General features: G+C 69.1%; 24 protein-coding genes. 12 read left to right on the top strand and 12 right to left on the bottom strand.

What is annotated here, in order from left to right:
• Positions 1 to 401: 401 nt before the first annotated feature.
• Complete coding sequence (dnaB, locus tag ACZ63I_RS00305; RefSeq protein ID WP_469333872.1) at positions 402 to 1,880, top strand: replicative DNA helicase; 1,479 nt, start codon at positions 402 to 404, stop codon at positions 1,878 to 1,880.
• A 13-nt stretch (positions 1,881 to 1,893) separates the two neighbouring features.
• Here the strand turns inward: dnaB and ACZ63I_RS00300 are convergent, their stop codons facing one another.
• Together ACZ63I_RS00300 and ACZ63I_RS00295 are read right to left on the bottom strand one after the other, a co-directional pair.
• Complete coding sequence (locus ACZ63I_RS00300; RefSeq protein ID WP_469333870.1) at positions 1,894 to 2,460, bottom strand: dihydrofolate reductase family protein; 567 nt, start codon at positions 2,458 to 2,460, stop codon at positions 1,894 to 1,896.
• Between the two features lie 115 nt (positions 2,461 to 2,575).
• Positions 2,576 to 3,877: a S1 RNA-binding domain-containing protein gene (locus tag ACZ63I_RS00295; protein WP_469333868.1), complete on the bottom strand. Its 1,302-nt coding sequence runs from the start codon at positions 3,875 to 3,877 to the stop codon at positions 2,576 to 2,578.
• 378 nt (positions 3,878 to 4,255) lie between these two features.
• Here ACZ63I_RS00295 and ACZ63I_RS00290 point away from each other — a divergent pair, with 378 nt between their 5' ends.
• The 3 genes from ACZ63I_RS00290 to ACZ63I_RS00280 are packed head-to-tail and all read left to right on the top strand — an operon-like array spanning position 4,256 to position 7,428.
• Positions 4,256 to 4,720: a MarR family winged helix-turn-helix transcriptional regulator gene (locus ACZ63I_RS00290; protein ID WP_469333866.1), complete on the top strand. Its 465-nt coding sequence runs from the start codon at positions 4,256 to 4,258 to the stop codon at positions 4,718 to 4,720.
• Complete coding sequence (locus ACZ63I_RS00285; protein WP_469333865.1) at positions 4,717 to 6,036, top strand: MFS transporter; 1,320 nt, start codon at positions 4,717 to 4,719, stop codon at positions 6,034 to 6,036. The genes ACZ63I_RS00290 and ACZ63I_RS00285 overlap by 4 nt, the downstream gene beginning before the upstream one ends.
• Positions 6,037 to 6,045: 9 nt before the next feature.
• On the top strand, positions 6,046 to 7,428 hold the full coding sequence (locus tag ACZ63I_RS00280; RefSeq protein ID WP_469333863.1) for a serine hydrolase domain-containing protein: 1,383 nt from the start codon (positions 6,046 to 6,048) through the stop codon (positions 7,426 to 7,428).
• A gap of 86 nt (positions 7,429 to 7,514) precedes the next feature.
• Here ACZ63I_RS00280 and ACZ63I_RS00275 read toward each other — a convergent pair whose 3' ends face one another.
• Both ACZ63I_RS00275 and ACZ63I_RS00270 read right to left on the bottom strand, forming a co-directional pair.
• Complete coding sequence (locus tag ACZ63I_RS00275; RefSeq protein ID WP_469333861.1) at positions 7,515 to 7,970, bottom strand: GNAT family N-acetyltransferase; 456 nt, start codon at positions 7,968 to 7,970, stop codon at positions 7,515 to 7,517.
• An 81-nt stretch (positions 7,971 to 8,051) separates the two neighbouring features.
• Positions 8,052 to 8,915, bottom strand: coding sequence for a GNAT family N-acetyltransferase (locus ACZ63I_RS00270; protein ID WP_469333859.1), 864 nt, complete (start codon positions 8,913 to 8,915; stop codon positions 8,052 to 8,054).
• 131 nt (positions 8,916 to 9,046) lie between these two features.
• Between ACZ63I_RS00270 and ACZ63I_RS00265 the strand changes: the two genes are divergently transcribed.
• A complete protein-coding gene (locus ACZ63I_RS00265; RefSeq protein WP_469333857.1) occupies positions 9,047 to 9,691 on the top strand; it encodes an HAD family hydrolase in 645 nt (214 codons plus the stop codon).
• A gap of 37 nt (positions 9,692 to 9,728) precedes the next feature.
• Here ACZ63I_RS00265 and ACZ63I_RS00260 read toward each other — a convergent pair whose 3' ends face one another.
• The 4 genes from ACZ63I_RS00260 to ACZ63I_RS00245 all read right to left on the bottom strand — a co-directional run bounded on the left by ACZ63I_RS00260 (position 9,729) and on the right by ACZ63I_RS00245 (position 12,950).
• Positions 9,729 to 10,208, bottom strand: a complete 480-nt coding sequence (locus ACZ63I_RS00260) for an NUDIX domain-containing protein (RefSeq protein ID WP_469333856.1) — start codon at positions 10,206 to 10,208, stop codon at positions 9,729 to 9,731.
• Between the two features lie 52 nt (positions 10,209 to 10,260).
• On the bottom strand, positions 10,261 to 11,157 hold the full coding sequence (locus ACZ63I_RS00255) for a LysR family transcriptional regulator (RefSeq protein ID WP_469333854.1): 897 nt from the start codon (positions 11,155 to 11,157) through the stop codon (positions 10,261 to 10,263).
• 215 nt (positions 11,158 to 11,372) lie between these two features.
• Positions 11,373 to 12,521, bottom strand: coding sequence for a cystathionine gamma-lyase (locus tag ACZ63I_RS00250; RefSeq protein ID WP_469333853.1), 1,149 nt, complete (start codon positions 12,519 to 12,521; stop codon positions 11,373 to 11,375).
• 48 nt (positions 12,522 to 12,569) lie between these two features.
• Entirely contained in the window at positions 12,570 to 12,950 is a 381-nt protein-coding gene (locus ACZ63I_RS00245) for a phage holin family protein (RefSeq protein WP_469333851.1), read from the bottom strand.
• Positions 12,951 to 12,964: 14 nt separating this feature from the next.
• On the opposite strand from ACZ63I_RS00245, the gene ACZ63I_RS00240 reads away from it, so the two are divergent.
• The 4 genes from ACZ63I_RS00240 (at position 12,965) to ACZ63I_RS00225 (ending at position 15,163) form a co-directional block, all read left to right on the top strand.
• Positions 12,965 to 13,282: a cupin domain-containing protein gene (locus tag ACZ63I_RS00240; RefSeq protein ID WP_469333849.1), complete on the top strand. Its 318-nt coding sequence runs from the start codon at positions 12,965 to 12,967 to the stop codon at positions 13,280 to 13,282.
• Between the two features lie 215 nt (positions 13,283 to 13,497).
• Positions 13,498 to 13,719 carry a DUF5326 family protein gene (locus ACZ63I_RS00235; protein ID WP_469333848.1) on the top strand — a complete coding sequence of 74 codons (222 nt, stop codon included), beginning with the start codon at positions 13,498 to 13,500 and terminating at the stop codon, positions 13,717 to 13,719.
• A 187-nt stretch (positions 13,720 to 13,906) separates the two neighbouring features.
• On the top strand, positions 13,907 to 14,632 hold the full coding sequence (locus tag ACZ63I_RS00230; protein ID WP_469333847.1) for an IclR family transcriptional regulator: 726 nt from the start codon (positions 13,907 to 13,909) through the stop codon (positions 14,630 to 14,632).
• Positions 14,633 to 14,728: 96 nt separating this feature from the next.
• Entirely contained in the window at positions 14,729 to 15,163 is a 435-nt protein-coding gene (locus tag ACZ63I_RS00225; protein WP_328585109.1) for an SsgA family sporulation/cell division regulator, read from the top strand.
• A 37-nt stretch (positions 15,164 to 15,200) separates the two neighbouring features.
• On the opposite strand, the gene ACZ63I_RS00220 is transcribed toward ACZ63I_RS00225, so the two are convergent.
• The gene (locus ACZ63I_RS00220) at positions 15,201 to 16,601 is read right to left on the bottom strand and encodes a YibE/F family protein (protein WP_469333845.1); all 1,401 of its coding nucleotides are present in this window, start codon (positions 16,599 to 16,601) and stop codon (positions 15,201 to 15,203) included.
• Positions 16,602 to 16,810: 209 nt separating this feature from the next.
• Between ACZ63I_RS00220 and thiC the strand changes: the two genes are divergently transcribed.
• Entirely contained in the window at positions 16,811 to 18,649 is a 1,839-nt protein-coding gene (thiC, locus tag ACZ63I_RS00215; protein WP_469333843.1) for a phosphomethylpyrimidine synthase ThiC, read from the top strand.
• A 125-nt stretch (positions 18,650 to 18,774) separates the two neighbouring features.
• On the opposite strand, the gene ACZ63I_RS00210 is transcribed toward thiC, so the two are convergent.
• From ACZ63I_RS00210 to ACZ63I_RS00200, 3 genes are all read right to left on the bottom strand, one after another.
• The gene (locus ACZ63I_RS00210; protein WP_469333842.1) at positions 18,775 to 19,605 is read right to left on the bottom strand and encodes a hypothetical protein; all 831 of its coding nucleotides are present in this window, start codon (positions 19,603 to 19,605) and stop codon (positions 18,775 to 18,777) included.
• A gap of 146 nt (positions 19,606 to 19,751) precedes the next feature.
• Complete coding sequence (locus ACZ63I_RS00205; RefSeq protein ID WP_469333840.1) at positions 19,752 to 20,852, bottom strand: metallophosphoesterase; 1,101 nt, start codon at positions 20,850 to 20,852, stop codon at positions 19,752 to 19,754.
• 224 nt (positions 20,853 to 21,076) lie between these two features.
• Positions 21,077 to 22,198: a LacI family DNA-binding transcriptional regulator gene (locus tag ACZ63I_RS00200; protein ID WP_469333838.1), complete on the bottom strand. Its 1,122-nt coding sequence runs from the start codon at positions 22,196 to 22,198 to the stop codon at positions 21,077 to 21,079.
• Positions 22,199 to 22,589: 391 nt separating this feature from the next.
• On the opposite strand from ACZ63I_RS00200, the gene hisC reads away from it, so the two are divergent.
• Complete coding sequence (gene hisC, locus ACZ63I_RS00195; protein ID WP_469333836.1) at positions 22,590 to 23,669, top strand: histidinol-phosphate transaminase; 1,080 nt, start codon at positions 22,590 to 22,592, stop codon at positions 23,667 to 23,669.
• 295 nt (positions 23,670 to 23,964) lie between these two features.
• Positions 23,965 to 25,473 carry a cytochrome ubiquinol oxidase subunit I gene (locus ACZ63I_RS00190; RefSeq protein ID WP_469333834.1) on the top strand — a complete coding sequence of 503 codons (1,509 nt, stop codon included), beginning with the start codon at positions 23,965 to 23,967 and terminating at the stop codon, positions 25,471 to 25,473.
• Positions 25,474 to 25,485: the final 12 nt, after the last annotated feature.

Raw genomic sequence — 25,485 nt, 5'->3', positions numbered from 1 at the left:
AGGTAAGAGACGCAATGCGGCTATGACACTTACTTGTGGACAGTGCGTGAGCACGCTTGTGCGTCGTTTGTTCTGATCTTGGTCCAGTCGGGAAAGTTTTTCTTCCCCACAGCCGGTGGACGGAAAAAGCCCAGGTCAGCATGGTTACGGTGTGGTGGCTATGAGTTTGTCCACAGTGCTGTCCCCCGGTCCGTGCACAGGATCTCGGGAGTTCTCCACAGCATCTGGTCGTTCGCCCACAGGGTCTGTGGATAACCAGATTGGCTGACGGTGCAGACGGGCCTAACGTAGGCGAGCGTCCGACGCGCCCGAACCGGAGACGAGCCTCTCGTTTTGTCAGTGTCGTGCCGTAGAAAGAGTGGCACGGCGAGGTCCGCCCAGCGGACATGAGGAGGTGGCCGGTGAGCATTCCCGAGCCGTTGGACGACCCCTGGATCGACGCCGGTCCCAGTGACCGACTGCCCGTGTCCCGGCAGCGGCGCGGCGACAGCCGGGGCCGCGAGGAGCAGCACGAGCGCGGCCATGACAGTCCCTCCTGGGACGGCGGATCCCCCGGCTTCGAGCGGGTCCCGCCGCAGGATCTCGACGCCGAGCAGTCGGTGCTCGGCGGCATGCTGCTGTCCAAGGACGCCATCGCCGATGTCGTCGAGATCATCAAGGGCCACGACTTCTACCGCCCGGCGCACGAGACGGTGTTCCAGGCGATCCTCGACCTCTACGCCAAGGGCGAGCCGGCCGACCCGATCACGGTGGCCGCCGAGCTGGTGAAGCGCGGCGAGATCACCCGGGTCGGCGGGGCCTCGTATCTGCACACGCTGGTCCAGTCGGTCCCCACGGCCGCCAACGCCTCGTACTACGCGGAGATCGTCCACGAGCGGGCGGTGCTCCGCCGGCTGGTCGAGGCCGGCACCAAGATCACGCAGATGGGATACGCGGCCGACGGCGATGTGGACGAGATCGTCAACTCCGCACAGGCCGAGATCTACGCCGTCACCGAGCAGCGGACCAGCGAGGACTATCTGCCGCTCGGCGACATCATGGAAGGCGCCCTCGACGAGATCGAGGCGATCGGTTCCCGCAGCGGCGAGATGACGGGCGTACCGACCGGCTTCACGGACTTCGACTCGCTGACGAACGGCCTGCATCCGGGCCAGATGATCGTCATCGCGGCCCGTCCCGCGATGGGTAAGTCCACGCTCGCGCTGGACTTCGCCCGAGCGGCCTCGATCAAGAACAACCTGCCGAGCGTGATCTTCTCCCTGGAGATGGGGCGCAACGAGATCGCGATGCGCCTCCTCTCGGCCGAGGCCCGGGTGGCGCTGCATCACATGCGGTCGGGAACGATGACGGACGAGGACTGGACGAGACTGGCCCGCCGCATGCCGGACGTCTCCCAGGCCCCGCTGTACATCGACGATTCGCCGAACCTGTCGATGATGGAGATCCGCGCCAAGTGCCGCCGGCTGAAGCAGCGGAACGATCTGAAGCTGGTCGTCATCGACTATCTCCAGCTCATGCAGTCGGGCGGCTCGAAGCGCGCGGAGAGCCGCCAGCAGGAGGTCTCGGACATGTCGCGAAACCTGAAGCTGCTGGCCAAGGAGCTGGAACTGCCCGTGGTGGCGCTGTCGCAGCTCAACCGTGGCCCTGAACAGCGCACGGACAAGAAGCCCATGGTCTCGGACCTCCGCGAGTCGGGCTCCATCGAGCAGGACGCGGACATGGTGATCCTGCTGCACCGCGAGGACGCGTACGAGAAGGAATCCCCCCGCGCGGGCGAGGCGGACCTGATCGTGGCCAAGCACCGTAACGGCCCGACGGCCACGATCACGGTCGCCTTCCAGGGCCACTACTCCCGCTTCGTGGACATGGCGCAGACCTGATCCGGACGGGCGCTCAGCGCCTCGTCTCGTACCTGGTCAGGCTCACGCCGCCGGAGAGCGTCCGCGTCTCCACCAGGTTCAGGTTCACCCAGTTGTCCAGCGCGGTGAAGAACGGCGTGCCGCCGCCCACCAGGACCGGATGGGTGGCGATCACGTACTCGTCGATCAGCCCGGCGCGCATGGCCGCCCCGGCAAGCGTCGGGCCGCCGATGTTCATGGGGCCGCCGTCCTCGGCCTTGAGCCGGGTGATCTCGGCGATCGCGTCGCCGGTGACCAGGCGGGTGTTCCAGTCGACCTTGTCGAGCGTGGAGGAGAACACCACCTTCGGCGTGTCCCGCCAGTTCCGCGCGAACTCGATCTCCGCCGCGGTGGCGCCCGGCTGCTGATCGCCGGTCGGCCAGAAGGAGCTCATCGCCTCCCACAGCTTGCGCCCGTACAGCGACAGCCCACTCGCCTGCTCGTGCTCCAGCCACCATTGGAACAGCTCGTCACTCGGCGGCCCACTCCAGCCGATGTCGTCCCCGGCCGCGGCGACATAGCCGTCCAGAGTCAGGTTCATGGCGTAGATCAGTTTCCGCATGGCGCAGCCTTCCGTCCGTGGGTGTCCGGCGTATAGACCAGCGCAGCACGGGAAACTCATCGGTGCGCGATCCGGGCCCGCCGGCAGCCCGCGTGCTCGGGGCCGTGAGACGGGGTCAGAGCCTTGAGGCGGCTTGCCGTTGCGAGAGGGTGATTCGACGCCGTACCGGGTCGATGTCAAGGATCTTGACCAGTAGGGCGTCCCCGATCTGGAGGCCGAGCTGAGGGGTATCCGGGTTGTCGTCGGTTAGTTCGGAATGGTGCACCAGTCCCTCCAAGCCGTTCTCCGCCTCTTCGATGCGCACGAACACGCCGAAGGGTACGAACTTGGTGACACGACCGACGATCCTCCGGCCGATCTGCCCGATCAGCAGCCGCATCGGATCTTCCTGCAAGGCCTTCAGGGAGAGCGATACGCGCTCGCGGACGGGGTCGACGTCGAGGATTTCGGCGCTGACTTCCTGACCGACGAAGACGATGTCGGAGGGGTGGTTGATATGACGCCATGACAGCTCGGGGATGTTGATCATCGCTTCGAAGCCGCCGATGTCAACGAAGGTGACCCCGAAGCTGGCGATGTCGGTGACCGTGCCGGTGATGGTCTCTCCCCGGCGAAGGGTCTTGAGGAAGGCCCAGTTCCGGTCGCTCGGCGTCGGCTCGGTCTGCCAGCGAGCCCTTACCACGCCGTCACTGTCAGGCATGACGGCCGTGAACAGCGGCACACGGTCGTCGGCGTAGACGGGCAGGAGAGCTGCGGCCCGGGCGCCGGATATTCGGACCGTCAGCTCAGGGAACGCTTCCTCGTCAACCACAGCGCTGTGGATCGCGCCGTCCTCGTCCTGCCAGACACCTTCGACGAGACCGTCGGCCGGCAGGGCGCTGAGGACCGTGTTGATGTCGGAGGACAGGTCCGGCCACACGGCCAGACAGGCCCGGGGGGCGAGGCCGGCACGAACCGTGTCGATGGTGTCGCGGGTGAGTCGGTGAAATCGTGAGGCGTTTTGGGCGGGCATCTCTTCCAGGAGTCCGGCGCGGCCGGATGCGACGGCCCAGTGCAGACCGGCCCAGAACTCGTCGTCCCCTGGCCGCTGGACGGTGTCGCCTTCGGTCTCCATGTCGTACGGGGAGGAGTTGAGGCGCTCGGGGAACAGCCCGAGCGCGCGGCTTCGGGCCAGCGCCTCCTCGCAGGGCCGGCTGCTGCCGATGTAGACGTACTGGTCAAATCCCACATGGACAGCGAACGTGCCCTCCGCCTCCAGCCGGCACCACACGCCGCTGTCGCGCAACATGGCACGCACCAGTTCCAGCGCGACTTCGAGCGGTACCTCTGCCCCGTCGTGGAAACCGGTCGGGCCGGCGGGGAAGAGCCCGTCCAACCCCGAACCGTCCACCGGAGGTTCCACACCGAAGTGCGCCATGTCAGGGACCTGCGGTTCCCGTACGGCAAGGCGGTCGGCGCCGGTTTCCCCCGCGAAGGCGGCAACGGCTTGAAGATAAGACGCCTCGACCTCACCGTGGTCGCTGAAGACGTCCTCGGGGCCGGTGTAATGCCCCTTTTCGTCGCGGTCGGCGGGGTTGTACTTGGTGACGCGGTAGACGTAAGGGAGCTGCACCCCTTCATCATCCAGCACGCACCTGCCCACCCCCGCAGGCCCGTCGGCCCCGGTGTCAGTGGAACTTCGACAAGGTCGAGGAGTTCGACGGTGCCATCGAGGCGTGGGACGAACGCTGGGAAACCAGAGTAGTTATCGCAGCGCTGTTATATTAGCGCTGTGACATCTTCTGATCCTACGACGGTGCCCGATCCCTGGCATGCGCTGCACAAGATGTTGGCCGTGATGGATGCCGAGATTGAGCAGTTCTACGTCTCGCGTGGCATCGAGGGGGTGCGGCCGCGGTTCGCGTATCCGTTGATTCGGCTCGCTCATACCGGGCCGCTGACCATTCGTGAACTCGCCCAGTCCCTCGACCGGTCGCACTCCGCGATCAGCCAGACCATCGCCGCCATGCGCAAGGAGGACCTGGTCACCTCCGCCCCCGGGCCCGATGCGCGGACGCGGCGGATCGAGTTGACTGAGCGTGGCCGGTCGTTGGTGCCGTTGCTTGAGGCCGAGTGGCGGGCCACCCATGCGTCTGTCGCCGAGTTGGACGGTGAGGCGTCGTACGCGCTGACCGCCGTTGTCGGTGAGTTGCGGCGGGCGCTGGAGCAGCGGTCGATGCGGCAGCGGATCCTTGACCACCTCGACGAGCCACCGGGATGACGGGGCGCGGCGCGTTCCTCGACACCCGGCCGTTGCGCGGCAGCCGGGCGTTCCGGGACCTGTGGATCGGGACCTCGGCCGCCCAACTCGGCGGCCAGATAGCCAATGTGGCGGTGCTGGCCCAGGTCTGGGAGCTGACGGGCAGTCCGGTGGGCACCGGGGCCATCGGGCTCGCGACCGGGGTGCCGATGGTGCTGTTCGGGCTGCTGGGTGGCTCGCTGGCCGACGCGGTCGACCGCCGTACGATCGTGCGCGCCACCAGCGCGGGTCAACTGCTCGCCGCCGCGGGGCTGTGTGCCCAGGCGCTGACGGACAACCGGAGCGTGCTGCTGCTGTTCGCCTTGGTCGCCCTGCAGACCGCGTTCGGCGCGCTCGGGGCGCCCTCCCGGCGTACGTTCCCGGTCCGGCTGCTGCCGGCCGACCAGGTGGCGTCCGGGCTCGCGCTGACCAACGTCTCCTTCCAGGCGGCGATGCTGGCGGGGCCCGCGCTGGCCGGCGTCATCATCGCCCGGTGGGACTTCCCCGCCGCCTATGCCATTCAGGCGCTCGCCGCCGCGGTCGGGATGCTCGCGGTGATCCGGCTCCCGGCCATGCGACCCGACGGCGGCGACGCGGTGCGCGGACGCCGCCCGGAGCGCGGCGGGTGGCGGATCATCCTGCACCGGCCGACGCTGTGGGGCTCGATGGCCACCGACCTCTCCGCGACGCTGCTCTCCATGCCGGTCGCGCTCTTCCCTCTCGTCAACGAGGTCCGCTTCGACGGCGATCCGCAGACGCTCGGCCTGTTCCTCTCGGCCGTGGCGGTCGGTGGGATCACCGCCGGCCTGCTCTCCGGCGCGGTGACGCGCCGGCGCCGCAGCGGCCTGGTCCAGTTGACCGCTGCGGTCGTCTGGGGCCTGTCGCTGGCCGGCTTCGGGCTGGCCGGGCCGCTCTGGGCGGCCCTCGGCTGTCTGGCGGTGGCCGGCGCCGCCGACACCGTGTCCGTGATTACCCGCAGCGCCTTGGTCCAGTTGGAGACCCCCGACGCGTACCGGGGGCGGGTCTCCTCCGTGGAACATGTCATCGGCGTGGCGGGCCCCGACCTCGGCAACTTCCGGGGCGGCCTGCTCGCTTCGGTCACCTCGGCCTCCTTCTCGCTGGTCGCCGGCGGCCTGTCGGCCGTGCTGGCGATCGGCGTCGTGGCCGCGACCAACTCCTCCCTCCGCGCCTACCGCACCCCGGCCCCGGCACCCGCCGCCCCGGCCCCGGCGGCCCCCGCGCCGGACACGGCGCTGCCGGAGCCAAAAGACGTCGACCGGACGGGCGCCCCGGGATAGTTCTTGTCCATGACCTCACCTATCGAAGAGCTGCTGCCCAGCACCCGGCGAGCCCTGCTGCACCGTGTCGCCGTCGCCCAGGCCGAAGGGCGTACCCCCTCACTGGTCGCCGCCGTGGCCCGAGCGGGCCACCTGGTGTGGACGGGAGCGCGCAGTTGTGTGGACGGGCACGCGCCGGACGCCGACACCCAGTTCCGGATCGGCTCGATCACCAAGACGTTCACCGCCGTCCTGGTGACGCGGCTGCGCGACGAGGGGCTGCTCGATTTCAACGATTCGCTGGAGAAGCATCTGCCGGGCACCCTGGTGGGTGATGTCACGATCGCCCAACTGCTCAGCCACCAGGCAGGTCTGAGTGCCGAGTCACCGGCGCCCTGGTGGGAGCGGACGCCGGGCACGCTGCGGCCCACGCTGGCCGACGTACTCGGTGACGGCGCGCGTACGCACCCGGCGGGACGGCTGCACCACTACTCCAACCCCGGCTTCACCGTGCTCGGTGCACTGGTCGAGCGGGTGCGCGGCGCGTCCTGGGAGGAGGTGCTGCGCGACGAGGTGCTGACACCGCTGGGCATGGATCGTACGACCGCGCAGCCGGTCGCGCCGCACGCCGGTGGCTGGGCTGTGCACCCCTGGGCCGATGTGATGCTGCCCGAACCGGCCGAGGATCTGGGGCTGATGGCGCCGGCCGGCCAGCTCTGGTCGACGGCCGCCGACCTCTGCCGGCTCGCCGCCCTGCTCGCCCGCGGGGACGAGCGGGTGCTGAGCGAGTCGTCCGTACGGAAGCTGCGCACCCCTGCCGTGGCACCGGAGGCCGGCGACTGGGACGGCGGCTACGGGCTGGGCGTACAGCTCGCCCGGCGCGGCGGGCGGACCCTGATCGGACACACCGGTTCGCTGCCGGGCTTTCTGGCCTGTCTGTGGATCAGCGTCGAGGACGACGTCGCCGCAGTGACGCTGTCCAACGCGACCTCAGGGCCGCCCATCGGGACGATCAACGCCGACCTTGTCGGTATCGTCGCCGACGCCGAACCACGGCTCCCCGAGCCGTGGCGTCCGATGCCGGAGTTCGATCCTGAGCTGCTGGCGCTCACCGGGCCCTGGTACTGGGGCACGAACTCCTACGGGCTGAAGCTGCTGGCCGACGGCGGCGTGGAGCTGCAACCGCTGCGCGGTACGAGCCGGGGCTCCCGGTTCGCCGCCGGAGCGGACGGCAGTTGGACCGGGCTCGACGGCTACTACACGGGGGAGACGCTGCGCGCCGTCCGACGGCCGGACGGTTCGGTGAGCCATCTCGATCTCGGCTCGTTCGTCTTCACTCGTGAACCGTACGAGCCGGCCGATGCGGTGCCCGGCGGGATGGACGCCGAGGGCTGGCGCGGGCTCCAGAGCTGAGACGGATGGACTGTTTCACGTGAAACGTCGCCCCGTCCGCCGCCCCGTCCGCCGTCTCGTCCACCGCCCGGTGGGTGGGGCGGCCCCTAGTCGAGACTCAACTTGAATCCGATGTGTGAGGCGGTGAAGCCCAGCCGCTCGTAGAAGCGGTGCGCGTCGGTACGGCTGCTGTCGGAGGTGAGCTGGACCAACTGGCAGCCCTGACGGCGGGATTCCTCGATCGCCCACTCGATCAGCCGGGTACCGAGGCCGCTGCCGCGTGCGTCGGCGTGGATACGGACCGCCTCGATGATGGAGCGCACGGCGCCGCGCCGGGACAGCCCGGGGATGACCGTGAGCTGGAGGGTGCCGATGACCTGGCCCTGGCGTTCGGCGACGACGAGATGCTGGTTCGGTTCGGCGGCCAGCCGCTCGTAGGCCGCGGCGTACGGGGTCAGGTCGTCGGGGGACTCCCGCTGCGCGCCGAGCGGGTCGTCGGCGAGCATGGCGACGATGGCCGGGATGTCGCCGGGGGTCGCGGGTCGTATGTCGAGATCGCTCATGATCCTCAGCCTAAGGCGAGGCCGGTCGGCCCCGACGAGGTGCAGGGCGCGCGGTGGATCACGCGAGGTGAGCCGCGGAGCCTAACCCGTGGCGAGGTTCAGGACGGCGAACAGCCGGCTCCGGTCGCCCGGCAGGTCGCCGACGCCGTAGGTCATCGCGGTACAGCCCTTGACGGTCTCCAGGCCGCGCTCGTGGAGCCAGGCCAGCAGCTCCTCGTGGCGGGCGTCGACATCCAGACGCAGCGAGCGGTCCGTCCCCTCGGCCAGCGCGGCGACGAGCGCCTTCGCTGTCTCGGTGTCGGGGGCGATCAGCGGGCCGATGACATCCGTGGCCGAGGTCGGCCAGCGGGCCGCGTACCCGGTCAGCGTGGGGCCGTCGAACGCCACCTGGAGCTGGTCGGCGAAGGCGGGCAGTCGGGTCAGGAGATGGGTCCGGTCGGCGCCGAAGACCTCGGCGTCCAGCCGGACGAGCGCCGGCAGGTCGGCTCCGCCGGCCCGGCGGGTCTGTACCCGCCCGGTCCGGCCGGCCGGCTCGGGGGACCGCCACCGGCCGCGCAGCGTCTCCGTGCGGCCGACGGTGCTGAAGCCGAGCTTTTCGTAGAGCGGCAGACCGAGGCTGGTGGCGTACAGGGAGAGCGGGGTCCCGTCGGCCGCATCCCGCACATGCGCCATCAGCCGCTGCGCCAGCCCCTGACGCGCGTGCTGTTCGGCGACGAGCAGCAGGCCGATCGCGGCGAGGTCCGGTCCGTAGGAGGTCAGGACACAGCAGGCGGCGAGGCCCTTGCCGTCGGGATCGTCGATGCCGTACCCCGTCCCCGCAGCGAGCAGGAGCCCCCATCTGCGTTCCTCGCGCGGCCACCCCCGGTTCTCGGCCAGATCGGCACATGACAGGAGATCGCCCATGGTCAGCGGCCGGATCGGGAGCGCGGAAAGCGGTGTCGACATGGGGTTCAGGCTGTCGGAGTCAGTGATCGTTCGTCCACCGTTTTACCGGAAGTGGCAGGGATCCGCCTCGGGTTGAGGTGCTGTTTCACGTGAAACACCGGGCTGAGCGGGGCGTACTAATCTCAGCAGTCATGGGCAGCCAACGAAGACTGTATTTGTTCGACGTCGACGGCACGCTGATCCGGGGCTCGGCCGCCGCAGTGGAGATTTCGCGGCAGCTAGGGGTCAGTGCGGAGATCGACGAGCTGGAACGCCAGTTCCTGCGGCTGGGGTTGGCGCCCGACGAGTTCGCCGTACGGGCCAGGGAGCTGTGGTCGGCACTGACCACGGCGCAGGTGGCCGCCGCGTTCGAAGGGGCGCCGTGGCTGGCCGGGATCCGTGAGGTGTGGACGCAGATCCGGGCCCAGGGGGACTACTGCGCGGTGATCTCGCTCGGCCCCGGCTTCTTCGTGGAGCGGCTGCTGGACTGGGGCGCCCATGCCGCGCACGGCTCGCGCTGGCCGGGGCTGCCGTTCACCGAGCCGATCGACCGGGCGGGCATTCTCAACCCGGCGGCGAAGGTGGAGATCGCCGGACGGCTGTGCACCGAGTTCGGGGTGGAGCCGGCCGACTGCGTGGCCTTCGGGGACTCCATGTCGGACGCGGAGGTCTTCCGCGTGGTGGACACGGCGGTGGCGGTGAACGCGGATCACCATCTGGCAGGGCTGGCCACGCACTCCTACACCGGCGGCGATCTGCGCGAGGCGTACGCACTGGTGCGGCCCGCGGGCGCGTAGCGGGCCGCGTCAGCCACGTAGCTCCACGTCAGCCGCGTCAGCCGAGGTCGGGGGCGTGCATGGCGCGTACGCCCTCGATGTTGCCGTCCAGGTAGTGGCGCAGCGACAGCGGTACGAGATGGACGCCGGCGATGCCGACCCGGCTGAACGGGACACGGACGATCTCGTACTCGCCGCACGGCTCGTCGATCTCCGGGCCGTGCCGCAGCGAGGGGTCCATCGACTCCAGCCGGCAGACGAAGAAATGCTGCACCTTGACGCCGGTGACGCCCGCCGCCGCGATGTGCTCCACGGTGTCCACGAAGCAGGGCACCACGTCGGTGATCTTGGCGCCCAGTTCCTCGTCGACCTCGCGGTGGAGCGCGTCGACGACAGTGGCGTCCGACTCCTCGACGCCGCCACCTGGGGTGATCCAGTAGGGCGTGACGCCGGGCTTGGTGCGTTTGATCAGGATCAGGTCGTCGCCGTCGAGCAGGAGGGCGCGTGCGGTGCGCTTGACCACGGGCCGTTCGGTCATGGGAAGAGATTGGCCCGAGATCCGGGTTCTGAAACTCCCTGACGGCGTGCCGTCACCAGTCGACCGCCGCGCGCAGCAGCCATTCGTAGGCCTGCGCCACCGGGGGCAGCGCGAGGGTGCCGGTGCGGGCGACCAGGAAATACGTGCGCAGCGGCGGTACGGGCGGGTCGAGGAGCGCGACGACTTCGCCGCGCTCCAGGGCGCCTTGGCACAGATAGCGGGGCAGGACGGCGAGTCCGGCCCCGGCCGCCGCGCACTCCAGGACGGCGCGCAGATCGGGGACGATCACGGCGCCCGCCGCGGCCGGCTTGGAGTCGAAGACGGTGGCCCAGTAGCGGGAGACCAGCGGCAGCGACTCGTGCACTTCGACGACCGGAAGCTGTTCCAGGACGAGATGGCCGTCGCGCAGCACGCTGTGGCCGAGCCGGGCCGCCCAGCGCGGGGCGGCGATCAGTACGTGCTCCTCGTCGCAGAGCGGAGTCGCCGTGAGCGGTCCGCGGTGCGGGCGCGCCGTGGCGATGGCCAGATCATGATGTCCGGCGGCGAGGCTCTCCAGGGTCTGCTCGGCGTTGTCGAAGAACGAGGTGCGCAGGGCGAGCCCCTGCGTGGTGAGCGGGGTGAGCGCGGGCAGGGCGCGCAGCGAGGTGAACTCGGGCGGCCCCGCGAGATGCAGCGTGCCGGTGGTGCCGGACTCCCCGGTGAGCCCCGATCCGGCGATTTCCACGAGGGCGTCGAGATGGGGCGCCGCCCGCTGGGCCAGTTCGTCGCCGATGGTGGTGGGGGTCACGCCGCGGGCCTGCCGCAGGAAGAGCGGGCGGCCCAGTTGCCGTTCGAGGGTCCGGATCTGGCCGGTCACGGCGGGCTGGGAGAGGCCGAGGAGCGCGGCGGCGCGGGTGAAGGAGCCGGCCCGGTGCACGGTGAGAAAGGTGCGCAGCAGTGCCAGGTCCATGCCCAGCACTATAAATATGTCGATAGGCACCTGTCGCTACGGTGATTGGACACTGACGCAGAGTCAACTAGCCTGGGTCAAGTGGTCCCTGCGCCGCTGCGCGGGATCCCGGGACGGTCCGAGCCATGAGGGGGGAGGCTCGGACCGTCCGTCGTGTGCGGACGGGTGCGTACCGGCGTGCGGCCGGGTGCGTAGCTGCGCGCACGCGTGGCTGCTCAGTCCTGGGGCTTGTCCAGTTTGTCCAGTGATTGCAGCACGTCGGCGATGAGGTCTTCCGGGTCCTCGGCGCCGACGGAGAAGCGGATGAAGCCGTCCGGTACGGCGTCTCCGCCCCATCTGCCGCGCCGCTCGGCCGTGGAGCGCACGCCGCCGAAGCTGGTGGCGTTGTCGACCAGCCGGAGCCTGTTCAGGAAGCGCTCGGCCCGTTCCTCGTCGGGCAGCACGAACGACACCACGGAGCCGAAGCGCCGCATCTGCTGGGAGGCGATGCGGTGCGAGGGGTCGTCGGGCAGTCCCGGGTAGCGCAGCCCGGTCACTTCGGCGCGTTCCGCCAGGGCCTCGGCCAGGACGAGCGCGGTGCCGCACTGGCGGTCGATGCGGAGCTGGAGGGTGGCGAGGGAGCGGTGCGCCAGCCAGGCTTCCATGGGGCCAGGGATGGCGCCGACGGTCTTGCGCCAGTCGCGCACGGCCGTGGCGAGTTCGAGGTCGGTGCAGGTGACATGGCCGAGCAGGATGTCGCCGTGGCCGGTCATGCCCTTGGTGTCGCTGGCCACCGAGAAGTCGGCGCCCAGTTCGAGCGGGCGCTGGCCGAGCGGGGTGGCGAGGGTGTTGTCCACGGCGACCAGCGCGCCCGCCTCGTGGGCGGCCGCCACCAGGCGGCGGATGTCGCAGACGTCGAGCCCGGGGTTGGAGGGGGACTCGATCCACAGGAGCCTGGCGCCGTCGAGGACCCGCAGTTGGGCGTCGCCGCCCGTGGGCGCCGTCCGCACCTCCACGCCGCTCGCCCGGAGGCGTTCGTGCAGCAGCGGCAGGGCCTGGTACCCGTCGTCGGGAAAGACGACGGCGTCACCGGCGCGGAGCTGGGAGAAGGCGGTCGCGGCGACGGCGGCCATCCCCGAGGCGAAGGTCACGGTGTGGGCGGGGCGCCCGGGTGCTTCCAGTTCGCCGATCGCCTGTTCCAGATGGTTCCAGGTGGGGTTGTCGTACCGGCCGTAGGTGTACGAGCCTGTCGGCTCACCGGGCAGATGGAAATGGGCGGCGAAGACCGGGCCCGGCAGGGTCGGCTCGTAGGCGACGGGCTCGGGCAGTCCTGCCCGTACCGAGCGGGTGCCGTCACCGATGTCTCGGGTGTCCCCGGTGCTCATGGCGTGTCCTCAACTGTTGTCACTGGAACTGTTGTCATTGGCGGGCGGTCAGTCGTTGTCGTCGGGCAGGACGACGTTCAGCGCCCACGACACGATCGAGATGATCAGGCCGCCGAGCACCGCGGCCCAGAAGCCGTCGACGTGGAAACTCAGATTCAGCAGGTCAGCGAGCCAAGAGGTCAGCAGCAGCATCACGGCGTTGACGACCAGGGTTATCAGGCCGAGCGTCAGGATGAACAGCGGCAGGGTAAGCAGCTTCACCACCGGCTTGACGACGAAGTTCACCAGTCCGAAGACCAGGGCGACCAGCACCAGCGCCAGGATCCTTTTGCCGGTGTTGTCCCCGCTCAAGGTGATGTTGCCGACCAGCCAGATCGCCACCGCCAGGGCCAGCGCGTTGGCGATCGTCTTGACTACGAAATTCTTCATGGTGTGATCGTGGCATGAAGGCATTCCGACTTGATGAGCTGGAGGCGGAACGTGCCGCCAACGACGGCGCGTATCTGCAGTTTCTGCGGGAACGCAACATGTCCGTGGGGCTGTACGCCCTCGATGCGGGGACGAGTGATCCGCAGCAGCCGCACCAGCAGGACGAGGTGTATCTGGTCGTGAGCGGCCGGGCGTCGATCACGGTGGGGATGGAGACGACCGTGGTCGGCCGGGGCAGCGTCGTGTACGTGCCGGCCGGGACGGCGCACAAGTTCCACCACATCACCGAGGACCTGCGGGTGATGGTCGTCTTCTCTCCGCCGGAGAGCTGAGCTGGACCCTCACTCCCGGCTCAGGGTCGGATCAGGGGAGAGCCGGGGACGCGGGACGCCCGTTCGCGCCTCCCCCGATCTAGCATCGAAGAGGTCAGGCAGATGTTCGAGACGCGTGAACCAGCAGGACGCGTGAACCAGCAAGACGCGTGAACCAGCAAGACGCGTGAACCGGGCAGGGCACGTGAACCGGCGAGACAAGTGAGGTAGGGACGATGGCGGTACGGGAGATTTTCGCGGGAATGCCCTGGTGGGTGAAGTGGATCGCGGTCCCCGTGATCGTCCTCGTCGTGTTCGGCGGCCTGATCGCCAGCATCGTCGGGTTTGTGATCGCGCTGCTGTTCAAGCTGCTCATCGTCGTCGCGCTCGTGGGCGGACTCGTCTATGTCGTACGCAAGTTCATGTCGTCGTCCTCGTCCTCGCGCGGCGACTGGTAGGCGTTAGCCCGCGCGAGGGAATGCTGCGGAGGAAACCACTCCTGGGGAGGGGCTGCCCCTAGAGTGACAATCCTCTGCCGCGCCCCGCGGGCGGGCTCTCATCAGTCAGTACGCCTGGGGATGACCTTTGGCCACAGCCCAATCCACCGCAGCCCGACACACCGCAGCTCCCACTCTGATCGGGTCGGTGCAGCGCGCGCTGCGCCTGCTGGAGTCGGTGGGCTCCCATCCGGACGGAGCCCCCGCCAAGCAGCTCGCCCGCGAGACCGGACTGCCGCTGCCCACCGCCTACCACCTGCTGCGCACCCTGACCTTCGAGGGCTATCTGCGCAGGGAGAACGGCGTCTTCGTGCTCGGGGACGCCGCTCAGCGGCTGACGCGCGCCGAAGCGGTGCAGAATCGTCGCAGCAAGATCATCGACTCGCTCGGCCACTGGCGTGATGTGATCGGCGCCCCGGTGTATTTCGCCGTCTACCACGAGGGTGAGATCGACCTCGTCTCCGTCGCCGACAGCGTCGCCACGCCCGCCGTCGAGGAGTGGGCCGACTTCCGGGAGACCGGCCACGCGCACGCGATCGGACAGTGCCTGCTGAGCCAGCTCGACGAGTCCGCCTGCCGCGATCATCTCGACCGCCACCCCGTCACCCCGGTCACCCGCTACTCCGTGCCGGACCGCGCCGCCCTGCTGGAGCGGCTCGGCTCGCTGGAGCGGATGGAGCCCGTCGTGGAGCGGCAGGAGTACGCGCTCGGCACGGTCTGCGGCGCCGTGCCGATCACGGCCGGATCCATCGCCGCCGCGGTGGCTGTTTCCGTACCGCTGCACCGGGAGGAAAAACTGCTTCCGGCGGTCGATCGGTTACGCAGAGAGATCGGCGCCCTGCTGACCTCGGGAATCTTCTCTATCAGTATCTGAAAAATTACTCCTTGTGATCTGCTAGCGCGTGGAGCACGATTGCGTCAAGAGGGTCAAGGGGATCATTCCCAGCCGTATCTACTCCGGAGTTGCATGATGCGCGAGTCGGTCCAGGCCGAGGTTCTGATGAGCTTCCTCGTCTCCGAGGAGCTGTCGTTCCGCATCCCGGTGGAGCTCCATTACGAGATGGGGGATCCCTACGCGGTACGGATGACCTTCCATCTCCCAGGTGACGAACCCGTCACCTGGACCTTTGGCCGCGAGCTGCTGCTCGACGGCATCAACATCCCCAGCGGGGACGGCGACGTACGGATCGCGCCGACCACCCCCGAGGAGCTGTCCGACGTCCATATCCGGCTCCAGGTCGCCGAGGACCACGCGCTGTTCCGGGTCAGCGCGCCGCCGCTGGTCGCTTTCCTCGACCGTACGGACAGACTCGTCCCGCTCGGTCAGGAGCGGGCCCTCGGGGACTTCGAAGGCTGCCTCGAAGAAGCGCTCGGCCGCATCCTGGCCGAGGAGAACGCGGGCTGACGGCTGACCGCCGACGGATCACGGCCGGCTGCCTCGGCTACTTCTTGCGCCGCCGTCCCCTGCCGCCGTGTCCCGAGGGAGCCGGCAGGGGCCCTGGAGGCGCCGTCCGCTGCCCGGGAGGCGTCGACCCGGGCCCGGATCCGGGCCCGGCGTCCACGGACTCCGTACGGTCCGCCGAGACGACCAGTGCCGCCAGCGCGGTCGTGACCGGTACGGAGGCGACGAGGCCGATCGAGCCCACCAGCGTGCGGACGATCTCCTCCGCCACCAGCTCGCTGTTGGCGACCGTCCCCACGCCCGACTGCGCGATGGAGAACAGCAGCAGCAGCGGCAGCGCCGCACCCGCGTACGCCAGCACGAGCGTGTTGACCACGGAGGCGATGTGGTCCCTGCCGATCCGGATGCCCGCCCGGTACAGCGCGCGCGGCCCCATCGACGGATCCGCCTGGTGCAGCTCCCACACCGCCGACGTCTGCGTCACCGTCACATCGTCCAGCACACCGAGCGAGCCGATGATCACGCCCGCCAGCAGCAGACCGCTCATGTCGATCCCCGGATAGAGACCGTGGATCAGACCGGTGTTCTCGTCGGTGTTGCCCGTCAGGCCCGACCAGTCGATGAAGACCGAGCCCAGCAGCCCGATCAGCAGCAGTGAGATCAGCGTGCCGAGTACGGCGACGGACGTACGGGCCGTCAGACCGTGGCAGATGTAGAGCGCGAGCAGCATGATGGCGCTCGCGCCGACCACCGCCACGACCAGCGGGTTCGAGCCTTGCAGGATCGCGGGCAGGATGAACAGCGTCAGGACGGCGAAGGAGGCCGCCAACGCCACCAGCGCCATCAGACCGCGCAGCCGCCCGACCAGGACCACCGCCAGCGCGAAGATCCCGGCCAGCAGCGCCAGCGGGAGCTTGCGGTTCACATCCGTCACCGAATACTGCAGATCGTGGGGAGCGTCCGGTGCGTACGCCAGCACGACGTCTTGTTTCACGTGAAACCGCCGCGGCGCGTCCGGCTGGACGACCTCCACGAAAGTGCGCCCCTTGTCCTTGCCCGACGTGATCTCGACGGTCGCCTTCTTGCACGCGCCGGCCGACGGCGTACCGCTCGCCGGCGACGTCGAGTCGGCCGGGCCGGTCGAGTCCGTCGGGTTCGTCGGGTCCGTCGAGGAGACCTGGGAGCCGTTCACGTCCTTGCAGTCGACCGGCTGAATCCGCGTCACCCGGCCCTGCTCGATCTGCCGGTCGAAGCCGACACCGGACCGCTCGTGCGCGGGAGCCCCGCCCGGCCACAGCACGGCGAGGCCGACCACCACCGCGGCGGCGAACGGGATCAGTACCGCCGCGATGACCTTGCGGAGATGACGGGAAACCGGCGCCGCCGGCCCATGGCTGTGCGTGTGCCCGGCCGGCTCGTGGGGCTGCTGAGGTGAGGTCACGCGCCGATCATCGCAAGAAGGCGAGGGGCCCTCTGTTCAGCACGCCCGCGCCGGGGTTAGCGTGGTGACGCCTTTGCACACGCGGGAGCTCGGAGCACCGGGCTGAGAGGGCGCTGACCGTGCGGTCCCTGGGACGTATCCCCGGACCGCCACGCTGCGCCGACCGCCGAACCTGTTACCGGGTAATGCCGGCGTAGGGAGTAGGTCTCATGACCGTTCAGGACGCACACACGTCTGCCTCCGGCTCTTCGGACGGCTCGGATTCCCCGAGCGGATCCGGCACTTCGAGTGAATCGAGCGAGGCCGCAAGGTCCATCGGCTGGCACAAGGGGTATGTCCAGGGCTCGCGCCCCGACCTCCAAGTGCCGGTCCGCAGGGTCCATCTCACCAACGGCGCCGACGTGACGCTGTACGACACGTCAGGGCCGTACACCGATCCCGCAGTCGAAACCGATGTCCGCCGCGGTCTCGCACCGCTGCGGGAGAACTGGATCATCAGCCGCGGCGACACGGCGGAGTACGCCGGCCGCCCGGTACGCCCCGAGGACGACGGGCTCAAGCACACCACCCCGCGCGGCGGGCTGCGCAACCTCGACGCCGTCTTCCCCGGCCGTCCCCGCCAGCCGCGCAGGAGCCGGGACGGACAGGCCGTCAGCCAGCTCGCGTACGCGCGGCGCGGCGACATCACCCCGGAGATGGAGTACGTCGCGATCCGGGAGAACGTCGCACCGGAGGTCGTACGCGAGGAGATCGCGGCCGGCCGCGCCGTACTGCCCGCGAACGTCAACCACCCGGAGATCGAGCCGATGATCATCGGCAAGCGGTTCCTGGTGAAGGTCAACGCCAACATCGGCAACTCCGCGGTCACTTCCTCCATCGAGGAGGAGGTGGACAAGATGACCTGGGCCACCAAGTGGGGCGCCGACACGGTCATGGACCTCTCCACCGGGCGCAACATCCACACCACCCGCGAGTGGGTGCTGCGCAACTCCCCCGTCCCCATCGGCACCGTGCCGCTCTACCAGGCGCTCGAAAAGGTCGACGGCAAGGCCGAGGAGCTGACCTGGGAGATCTACCGGGACACCGTCGTCGAACAGGCCGAGCAGGGCGTCGACTACATGACCGTGCACGCCGGTGTGCTGCTGCGGTACGTCCCGCTGACGGCCCGCCGCAAGACGGGCATCGTCTCGCGCGGCGGCTCCATCATGGCCGCGTGGTGCCTGGCGCACCATCAGGAGTCGTTCCTGTACGAGAACTTCGAGGAGCTGTGCACCATCCTCGCCTCGTACGACGTCACGTACTCCCTCGGCGACGGGCTGCGGCCCGGCTCCATCGCCGATGCCAACGACGAGGCGCAGTTCGCCGAGTTGCGCACGCTGGGGGAGCTGAACACGACCGCCAAGCGGCACGACGTGCAGACCATGATCGAGGGTCCCGGTCATGTCCCGATGCACAAGATCAAGGAGAACATCGACCTCCAGCAGGAGATCTGCGAGGAGGCGCCGTTCTACACGCTCGGCCCGCTGACCACCGATGTGGCCCCCGCGTACGACCACATCACCTCCGGGATCGGCGCGGCGATGATCGCCTGGTGGGGCACGGCGATGCTCTGCTACGTCACGCCCAAGGAGCATCTGGGGCTGCCGGACCGGGACGACGTCAAGACCGGTGTCATCACCTACAAGATCGCCGCGCATGCGGCGGATCTCGCCAAGGGCCATCCCGGGGCGCAGGACTGGGACGACGCGCTGTCCGACGCCCGCTTCGAATTCCGCTGGGAGGACCAGTTCAATCTGGCCCTGGACCCGGACACGGCACGGGAGTTCCACGACGAGACGCTGCCGGCGGAACCGGCGAAGACCGCGCATTTCTGCTCGATGTGCGGGCCCAAGTTCTGCTCGATGAAGATCAGTCACAGCATCGCCGAGCAGTTCGCCCCTGATCTGGCCGCCTCGGCTTCGGACGAGGAGATCGAGGCGGGGATGCTCGCGAAGTCGAAGGAGTTCGCGGCGACGGGCAACCGCGTGTATCTGCCGCTGGCGGAGTGACAGCGCAGGACTGACAGCGCAGGACTGACAGCGCAGGACTGACAGCGCAGGACTGACAGGGCAGGACTGACAGGGCAGGACTGACAGCGCAAGCACTCAACCCGCGGCCGAGCGCCGCCCGGGGCCTACTCCGGGCGGTGCTCGGGCCCGCCGAAGTCCGGGCTGGAGAAGTCAGGACTGCTGTACGTGGGCCGGGCGGCGCTCGGTCCGCCCTCGTCCGGGCTGGAGAAGTCCGGGCGGCTGTACCCCATCTTGGGCAGATGGCCGGCCGGCCGCGGCGGCGCGGGGGCGGGCTCGACCGCGGGCGCGGCGAGGGCGGCCCGCAGATACGGCAGGATGCCGCGCTCCAGCACCGCCTCGCGCCAGACCTCTCTCGCCTCCGCCACCTCCTCGGGCAGCTCGGGCCCTGAGCCCTGCTCACCGGCGGACAACTGGGTCGAGCCGTTGCGCAGCGCCGTCATGAGCAGCGCTATCGCGGCGGCCAGGATGCCCGCTGCGGTGACGGCTCCGAAGAACCAGCCGGCGGTGAGCAGCGTGTCGGCGAAGGCGGGCGGTGGATCGAGGGCCTTGAGCACATAGCCGACCAGCAGGAAGATCACCGCGGATATCCCGGCGAGCAGCGGGACGAGGACAGTGACGACGGCGGCGAGTCCCGCGCCCGTCTCTGCCGCGTCCCCGATGGCCGGGGCCAGCAGGGAACCGCCGACGGGCGCCGCGTTGGCAGGCGTACGGAATTCCTCGCGGAGCGCGGCGAAGTGTTCGTATTCCGCCGAGGCGGAACCGGTGATCAGAGCCGTGGCGTTGAGAGCCATGGTGCGCAGTTGTTCGGCGTTCAGCCGCTGCCCGACAGCGGCGAGTTCCGGACGGTCGTGCGCGTTGCGCAGTGCTTCGTCGAGGATCCGCTCGAAATCCGCGCGATCCTCGCTCAGCAGGTGCGGAGCGCTTTTCATGTGCATCCCCCGATGCTCCGTAGGGCCGCTTTGCCCGCTCAGTGCGGACGATCGGCGGAAACGGAGGAGAGCCTGCTACGGATAACCGATGGTAGAGCTGTACGGGTACCCGTTGACAGTGACTTTCCGGAAATGACCTGCCCGGGGTTGGGTCAGTTATGCAACGGAAGTTGGACGACCAGTAGCTTTCCGGCCATGGTCACGCCGCCGTCCATGGCGATGGCGAGTCCGTCGGCATATACATGTGGCCCTTCCACCACGGGGCCCGAGTCGTCCTTGTCGTCCGACGCGTCTTCCGTGCCCACTTCGCCGAGCAAATACGGAATGGGGCTGTGACCGTGCACGATGCGGTGGCCGCCGTACTGGGCGAGCAGTTCCTGGACGGCCTGCGGGCCGCCGTCGTCACGGAACGCGAAGCGTTTGGTGAGCTTGCGGAACAGGTCCCAGCACTCGTCGGCGTCGTTGCGGGTGAGGATCTGGTGGACGGTGTCGTTGACGTCGTCGATGGTCGAGCCGTAGTCGAGGTAGGCGGTCGTGTCGGAGTGCATCAGCAGATGCCCGTCCTCCTCGACGACCGCGTCGAGCCGGGACATCCACTGCAGATGGACGTCCTGGAGGCGTTCCATGTCGCTCTTCTGGCCGCCGTTGAGCAGCCAGGCCGCCTGGAAGGTGGCGGTGCCCGCGCCCGAGTTGACGGGGGTGTCGGCGAACCGCCGGGCGCCGAGGATCAGCAGCTCGTGATTGCCCATCAGGGCCTTGCAGTAGCCGCCTGCCGCCGCGGCTTCGGCGGACAGCCGCATGACGAGGTCGATGACGCCGATGCCGTCGGGGCCGCGGTCGGTGAAGTCGCCGAGGAACCAGAGGCGGGCCGTGCCGGCCGCCCAGTGGCCTTCGGCGTCGATGAGGCCCTGCTCGGTGAGTGCCGCGAGCAGTTCGTCGATGTAGCCGTGGACGTCGCCGACGACGTAGAGCGGTCCGAGGCCGTCGGGGGACGGGGCGCCGTCGGCCTCGACCCGCACCTGGACGGTGGGTTCGTGGCCGATCACCGGCAGGTCGCGCTCGGTCGGGGTGTAGCCCTCCGGCGGTTCGTCGGCGGGCACCGCGTTGCCGGGGTGCCCGCTCGGACCGAGGGCCACGGGGGCCGGCTCGAAGAGCTGCCCCGACTGCACGGGAACCTGCGCGTACGGCGGTACGCGGAAGTCGCGCAACGTCGCCGTCCGCACCACGGGTTCCTGACCGGCCCCCTGTGTCATCGACCCCTCCACCACCGTCGCGCCGCCGTACACCTGTCGGGCCTGCCCGGTCGGGTGGGGGTCTGCCCACCCCTCGCCGGGGAAAGTCCGTGGTGTCGTGCGCCCATCATAGGAATGCAGCTCCGCCTGTGTGACGCACCAGGGGTGGTGAATCCGATCGGTCTCCCGGTTCACAGGCGGTTTTCGCGCTGATCGCCCCAATTGCGAAAGGAACAGACCTTCGGTCAGTCCCTCTTCGGGGAGGTCGGGGAGCGTGGCGCGCTGACGGTGGTGCGGGGCGGGCGGCGCTGCGACGAGGTCCGCACGATGAGTTCGGTCGGTATCACCTGCTCGACGGGGCCTTCGGTCTCGATCCCCTCGATCGCGTCGATCAGGAGCTGGATCACGGCGGTGCCGATGCGGCGCGGCTTCAGCGAGAGCGTCGTGATGGGCGGCTCGGTCGACGCGTAGACGGTGGACTCGCTGCAGCAGACCAGCAGCAGGTCCTCAGGGACCCGCAGGCCGTAGCGGCGGGCCGCGGCCAGCAGATCGGTGCCGTTGGGGTCGAAGAGGCCGTACACGGCGTCCGGGCGGTCCGGACGGGCCAGCAGCCGGTCGGCGGCGACGGCGCCGGCGCAGGGATCGTGCGCGGGGTACGACTCGTAGACCGGGTCCTGGCCGACCCGCTCGCACCAGTGCAGATAGGCGGTGGTGGAGAGCCGGGTGTACGTGTCCGTCGTGGTGCCGGTGAGCAGTCCGATCCGGCGGGCGCCGGCGTCGGCGAGATGGTCGAGCAGATCGAGGACGGCCGCCTCGTGGTCGTTGTCGACCCAGGCGGTGACGGGCAGGGTGCCGGCCGGGCGGCCGTCGGAGACGACGGGCAGGCCCTGGCGGACGAGTTCGGCGACGACCGGGTCGTGGTCGGACGGGTCGATGACGACGGTCCCGTCGAGGGCGACGTTCGACCAGACGTCATGGCGTGAGGTGGCGGGCAGGATGACGAGGGCGTAGCCGCGGGCCAGCGCGGCCGATGTGGCGGCTCTGGCCATCTCGGCGAAGTAGGCGAATTCGGTGAAGGTGAAAGGTTCATCCCCGTACGTGGTCACGGTCAGGCCGATCAGGCCGGACTTGCCGGTACGGAGGGTTCTGGCGGCGGCGGACGGCCGGTAACCGAGCCGTTCCGCGACCTCGCGGACATGACGCCGGGTGGCGTCGGGTAAGCGGCCTTTGCCGTTGAGCGCGTCCGAGACAGTCGTGATGGAGACACCGGCTGCGGCGGCTACGTCCCGGATGCCCGCCCGACCTTGCCGGCTTCCCCGGCGCGTTGTGTCCGTCCGGCTCACCTGGTGTTTCCCTGCTGCTGTCATGGCGAGCCGATAGTAGGGCGCTGGCGGGTGGTAAGGCCGGTCGCATATGCACCTATTGACAGGCACGTTTCTGCATGATCAACAAAGGTCAACGGGTATGGATTGCAAGGGAGTTATGCCATTCAGCGATGGTCTTCCATGCAACGGGCGGTGTAGACCTGTCGAAGGGGCCATGTTTCGAAGAGGTCTCAACTCACCACTACGGGGGACGCGCGCCACGGCGCGAGCCACCAGCGCGCGCCTGCTGGGAAGTGCGCCCCCCGTCGGGTACCGGCCTGCGGCCCCGATCCGGGGCAATGCCGGGCCCGCCATTCGCAGGGGCGCCGAATCCTCATATGGTGAGGAGTATTGAACGCGGTACGGATCCGCGAGCGGCCGAGGAGGACCTGCGGTGAGTGAGACGAGCCCCAAACTGCGCGCCGAACTGGACGGCATCCCGAGCTATGTCCCGGGCAGGCCGGCGGCGGTCGGCGGGCCCGTCACGTACAAGCTCTCCTCCAACGAGAACCCCTACCCGCCGCTGCCCGGCGTGATGGAGCGGGTGACGGCGGCCGCCGGGGTCTTCAACCGCTACCCGGACATGGCCTGTACCGGTCTGATGAACGAGCTGGCAGGGCGCTTCGATGTGCCCGTCGCGCATCTGGCGACCGGTACCGGATCCGTCGGTGTGGCCCAGCAACTTGTTCAGGCCACGTCCGGACCGGGTGACGAGGTTGTCTACGCCTGGCGGTCCTTCGAGGCCTATCCGATCATCGTGCAGGTCTCGGGCGCCCGGTCCGTACAGGTGCCGCTGACGGCGGGCGATGTGCACGACCTGGACGCGATGGCCGGGGCGATCACGGACCGGACGCGGATGATCCTGGTCTGCAACCCGAACAACCCGACCGGCACGGTGGTGCGCAGGGCGGAGCTGGAGCGGTTCCTGGACCGGGTGCCGAGCGATGTCCTGGTCGTCCTGGACGAGGCGTACCGCGAGTTCAACCGGGACCCCGAGATCCCGGACGGCGTCGAGCTCTACCGCGAGCGGCCGAATGTGGCCGTCCTGCGGACCTTCTCCAAGGCGTACGGGCTCGCGGGGCTGCGGGTCGGTTTCGCCATCGCCCACGAGCCGGTGGCGGCGGCGCTGCGCAAGACGGCGGTGCCGTTCGGGGTGAGCCAGATCGCCCAGGACGCGGCTGTCGCCTCGCTGCGGGCCGAGGACGCGCTGCTGGAGCGGGTCGACGCGCTGGTGGTCGAGCGTGACCGGGTCCACAAGGGGCTGCTGGAGCAGGGCTGGACGGTGCCGGAGACGCAGGCCAACTTCGTCTGGCTGCGGCTCGGTGAGCGCACCCTTGAGTTCGCCACCGCGTGCGAGCGGGCCGGTGTGGTGGTCCGGCCGTTCGGCGGCGAGGGCGTACGGGTCACCATCGGCGAGGTCGCGGCCAACGACCTGTTCCTGCAGGCGGCCGAGACGTTCCGCAAGGAGCTGTAGCCGCCGGTCCGCACGGCCTGATGGCCGGCCTGGACCGGCCTGACCGGCCCCGGTGACCGGCTTGATGACCGGCTTGATGACCAGCCTGGTGACCGGCCTGGTGACCCCGTGCTCCGGTGGCTCCGCGAGGAGTGACCGGGGTCACGGGACCCCCCGTGAATATCCGGATGCGTGTGCGACATAATGCTTGTGAATGTGAACGCATTCACAAGGTTTCCTCTGGTTTCCGCCGTTACCTCCGGGACGAAGGGGACAACCCGCCGCTGACGACCACGGCGATGTAAGGAGAGACGACGTGGACCTCGCTCTGGCACCGGAGACCCTGGCGCGCTGGCAGTTCGGCATCACCACCGTCTACCACTTCCTCTTCGTCCCCCTGACGATCTCGCTCGGCGCCCTGACCGCCGGGCTGCAGACCGCCTGGGTGCGGACGGAGAACCCCAAGTACCTCACGGCCACGAAATTCTGGGGCAAGCTCTTCCTGATCAATATCGCGATGGGTGTGGTCACCGGCATCGTGCAGGAGTTCCAGTTCGGCATGAACTGGTCGGACTATTCGCGGTTCGTCGGCGACATCTTCGGCGCCCCGCTCGCCTTCGAAGCGCTCATCGCGTTCTTCTTCGAATCGACCTTCGTGGGGCTGTGGATCTTCGGCTGGGACAAGCTGCCGAAGAAGATCCATCTCGCCTGTATCTGGATGGTGTCGATCGGCACGGTCCTGTCCGCGTATTTCATCCTCGCGGCCAACTCCTGGATGCAGCACCCCATCGGCTACCGGATCAACGAGAAAGCCGGCCGTGCCGAACTCACCGATTTCTGGGCCGTCCTGACCCAGGAAACCGCGCTCACCCAGTTCGCCCACATCATCACGGTGGCCTTCCTGGTGGGCGGCGCCTTCATGGCCGGCACGGCCGCCTTCCACCTCGGCCGGAAGAAGCACATCCAGGTGATGCGCACCTCGCTGCGGGTGGGGCTGGTCACGCTGGTGATCGCGGGCGCACTCACCGCCCTCAGCGGCGACGCCCTGGGCAAGGTCATGTTCAAGCAGCAGCCGATGAAGATGGCGGCGGCCGAAGCCCTGTGGGACGGCCAGAAGCCCGCGCCGTTCTCCCTGTTCGCCTACGGCGACGTGGAGAAGGGCCACAACACTGTCGAGTTCGAGATCCCCGGCCTGCTGTCCTTCCTCGCCAACGACGACTTCACCTCGTACGTGCCCGGCATCAACGACATCAACAAGGCCGAGCAGCAGAAGTTCGGCCCCGGCGACTACCGGCCCAACATCCCGGTCCAGTACTGGAGCTTCCGGCTGATGATCGGCTTCGGCATGACGTCGTTCGCCGTCGGGGCCGCCGGACTCTGGCTGACGCGGCGCACGTTCCTGCTGCCGGCCCGGTTGCGGACCGGCGAGGACGAGGTACCGAATCTGGTGCTCTTCCGGAACAAGGCGCTCGGCCCGCGGCTCAGCGGCTGGTACTGGATCACCGCACTCGGCACGATCGGCTTCCCGCTCATCTCCACCTCGTTCGGCTGGATCTTCACCGAGACCGGCCGCCAGCCCTGGGTGGTGTACGGCGTGCTGCGCACCGCCGACGCGGTCTCCCCCAGCGTGTCCCAGGGCGAAGTGCTCACCTCGCTGATCGTTTTCACCCTGCTCTACGCCGCCCTCGCCGTCGTCGAGGTCAAGCTGCTCGTGAAGTACATCAAGGCAGGACCGCCCGAACTGAGCGAGGCCGACCTCAACCCGCCCACCAGGATCGGCGGCGACCACACCGACGCCGACCGGCCGATGGCCTTCTCGTACTGAGGCTTGAGAGGA

It is taken from the genome of Streptomyces sp. NPDC087906 (assembly GCF_055584925.1).
Note: the sequence above shows the minus strand (reverse complement) of the source record. Positions and strands in the feature narration are given on the sequence as shown.

What these genes read in the sequence shown, in the direction of transcription:
- ACZ63I_RS00300 (WP_469333870.1), bottom strand. Translation starts at nt 2,460, where the DNA reads ATGCGGAAACTGATCTACGCCATGAACCTGACTCTGGACGGCTATGTC.
- ACZ63I_RS00295 (WP_469333868.1), bottom strand. Translation starts at nt 3,877, where the DNA reads ATGGCGCACTTCGGTGTGGAACCTCCGGTGGACGGTTCGGGGTTGGAC.
- ACZ63I_RS00285 (WP_469333865.1), top strand. Translation starts at nt 4,717, where the DNA reads ATGACGGGGCGCGGCGCGTTCCTCGACACCCGGCCGTTGCGCGGCAGC.
- ACZ63I_RS00280 (WP_469333863.1), top strand. Translation starts at nt 6,046, where the DNA reads ATGACCTCACCTATCGAAGAGCTGCTGCCCAGCACCCGGCGAGCCCTG.
- ACZ63I_RS00275 (WP_469333861.1), bottom strand. Translation starts at nt 7,970, where the DNA reads ATGAGCGATCTCGACATACGACCCGCGACCCCCGGCGACATCCCGGCC.
- ACZ63I_RS00270 (WP_469333859.1), bottom strand. Translation starts at nt 8,915, where the DNA reads ATGTCGACACCGCTTTCCGCGCTCCCGATCCGGCCGCTGACCATGGGC.
- ACZ63I_RS00265 (WP_469333857.1), top strand. Translation starts at nt 9,047, where the DNA reads ATGGGCAGCCAACGAAGACTGTATTTGTTCGACGTCGACGGCACGCTG.
- ACZ63I_RS00260 (WP_469333856.1), bottom strand. Translation starts at nt 10,208, where the DNA reads ATGACCGAACGGCCCGTGGTCAAGCGCACCGCACGCGCCCTCCTGCTC.
- ACZ63I_RS00255 (WP_469333854.1), bottom strand. Translation starts at nt 11,157, where the DNA reads ATGGACCTGGCACTGCTGCGCACCTTTCTCACCGTGCACCGGGCCGGC.
- ACZ63I_RS00250 (WP_469333853.1), bottom strand. Translation starts at nt 12,521, where the DNA reads ATGAGCACCGGGGACACCCGAGACATCGGTGACGGCACCCGCTCGGTA.
- ACZ63I_RS00245 (WP_469333851.1), bottom strand. Translation starts at nt 12,950, where the DNA reads ATGAAGAATTTCGTAGTCAAGACGATCGCCAACGCGCTGGCCCTGGCG.
- ACZ63I_RS00240 (WP_469333849.1), top strand. Translation starts at nt 12,965, where the DNA reads ATGAAGGCATTCCGACTTGATGAGCTGGAGGCGGAACGTGCCGCCAAC.
- ACZ63I_RS00235 (WP_469333848.1), top strand. Translation starts at nt 13,498, where the DNA reads ATGGCGGTACGGGAGATTTTCGCGGGAATGCCCTGGTGGGTGAAGTGG.
- ACZ63I_RS00225 (WP_328585109.1), top strand. Translation starts at nt 14,729, where the DNA reads ATGCGCGAGTCGGTCCAGGCCGAGGTTCTGATGAGCTTCCTCGTCTCC.
- thiC (WP_469333843.1), top strand. Translation starts at nt 16,811, where the DNA reads ATGACCGTTCAGGACGCACACACGTCTGCCTCCGGCTCTTCGGACGGC.
- ACZ63I_RS00210 (WP_469333842.1), bottom strand. Translation starts at nt 19,605, where the DNA reads ATGCACATGAAAAGCGCTCCGCACCTGCTGAGCGAGGATCGCGCGGAT.
- ACZ63I_RS00205 (WP_469333840.1), bottom strand. Translation starts at nt 20,852, where the DNA reads ATGACACAGGGGGCCGGTCAGGAACCCGTGGTGCGGACGGCGACGTTG.
- ACZ63I_RS00200 (WP_469333838.1), bottom strand. Translation starts at nt 22,198, where the DNA reads ATGACAGCAGCAGGGAAACACCAGGTGAGCCGGACGGACACAACGCGC.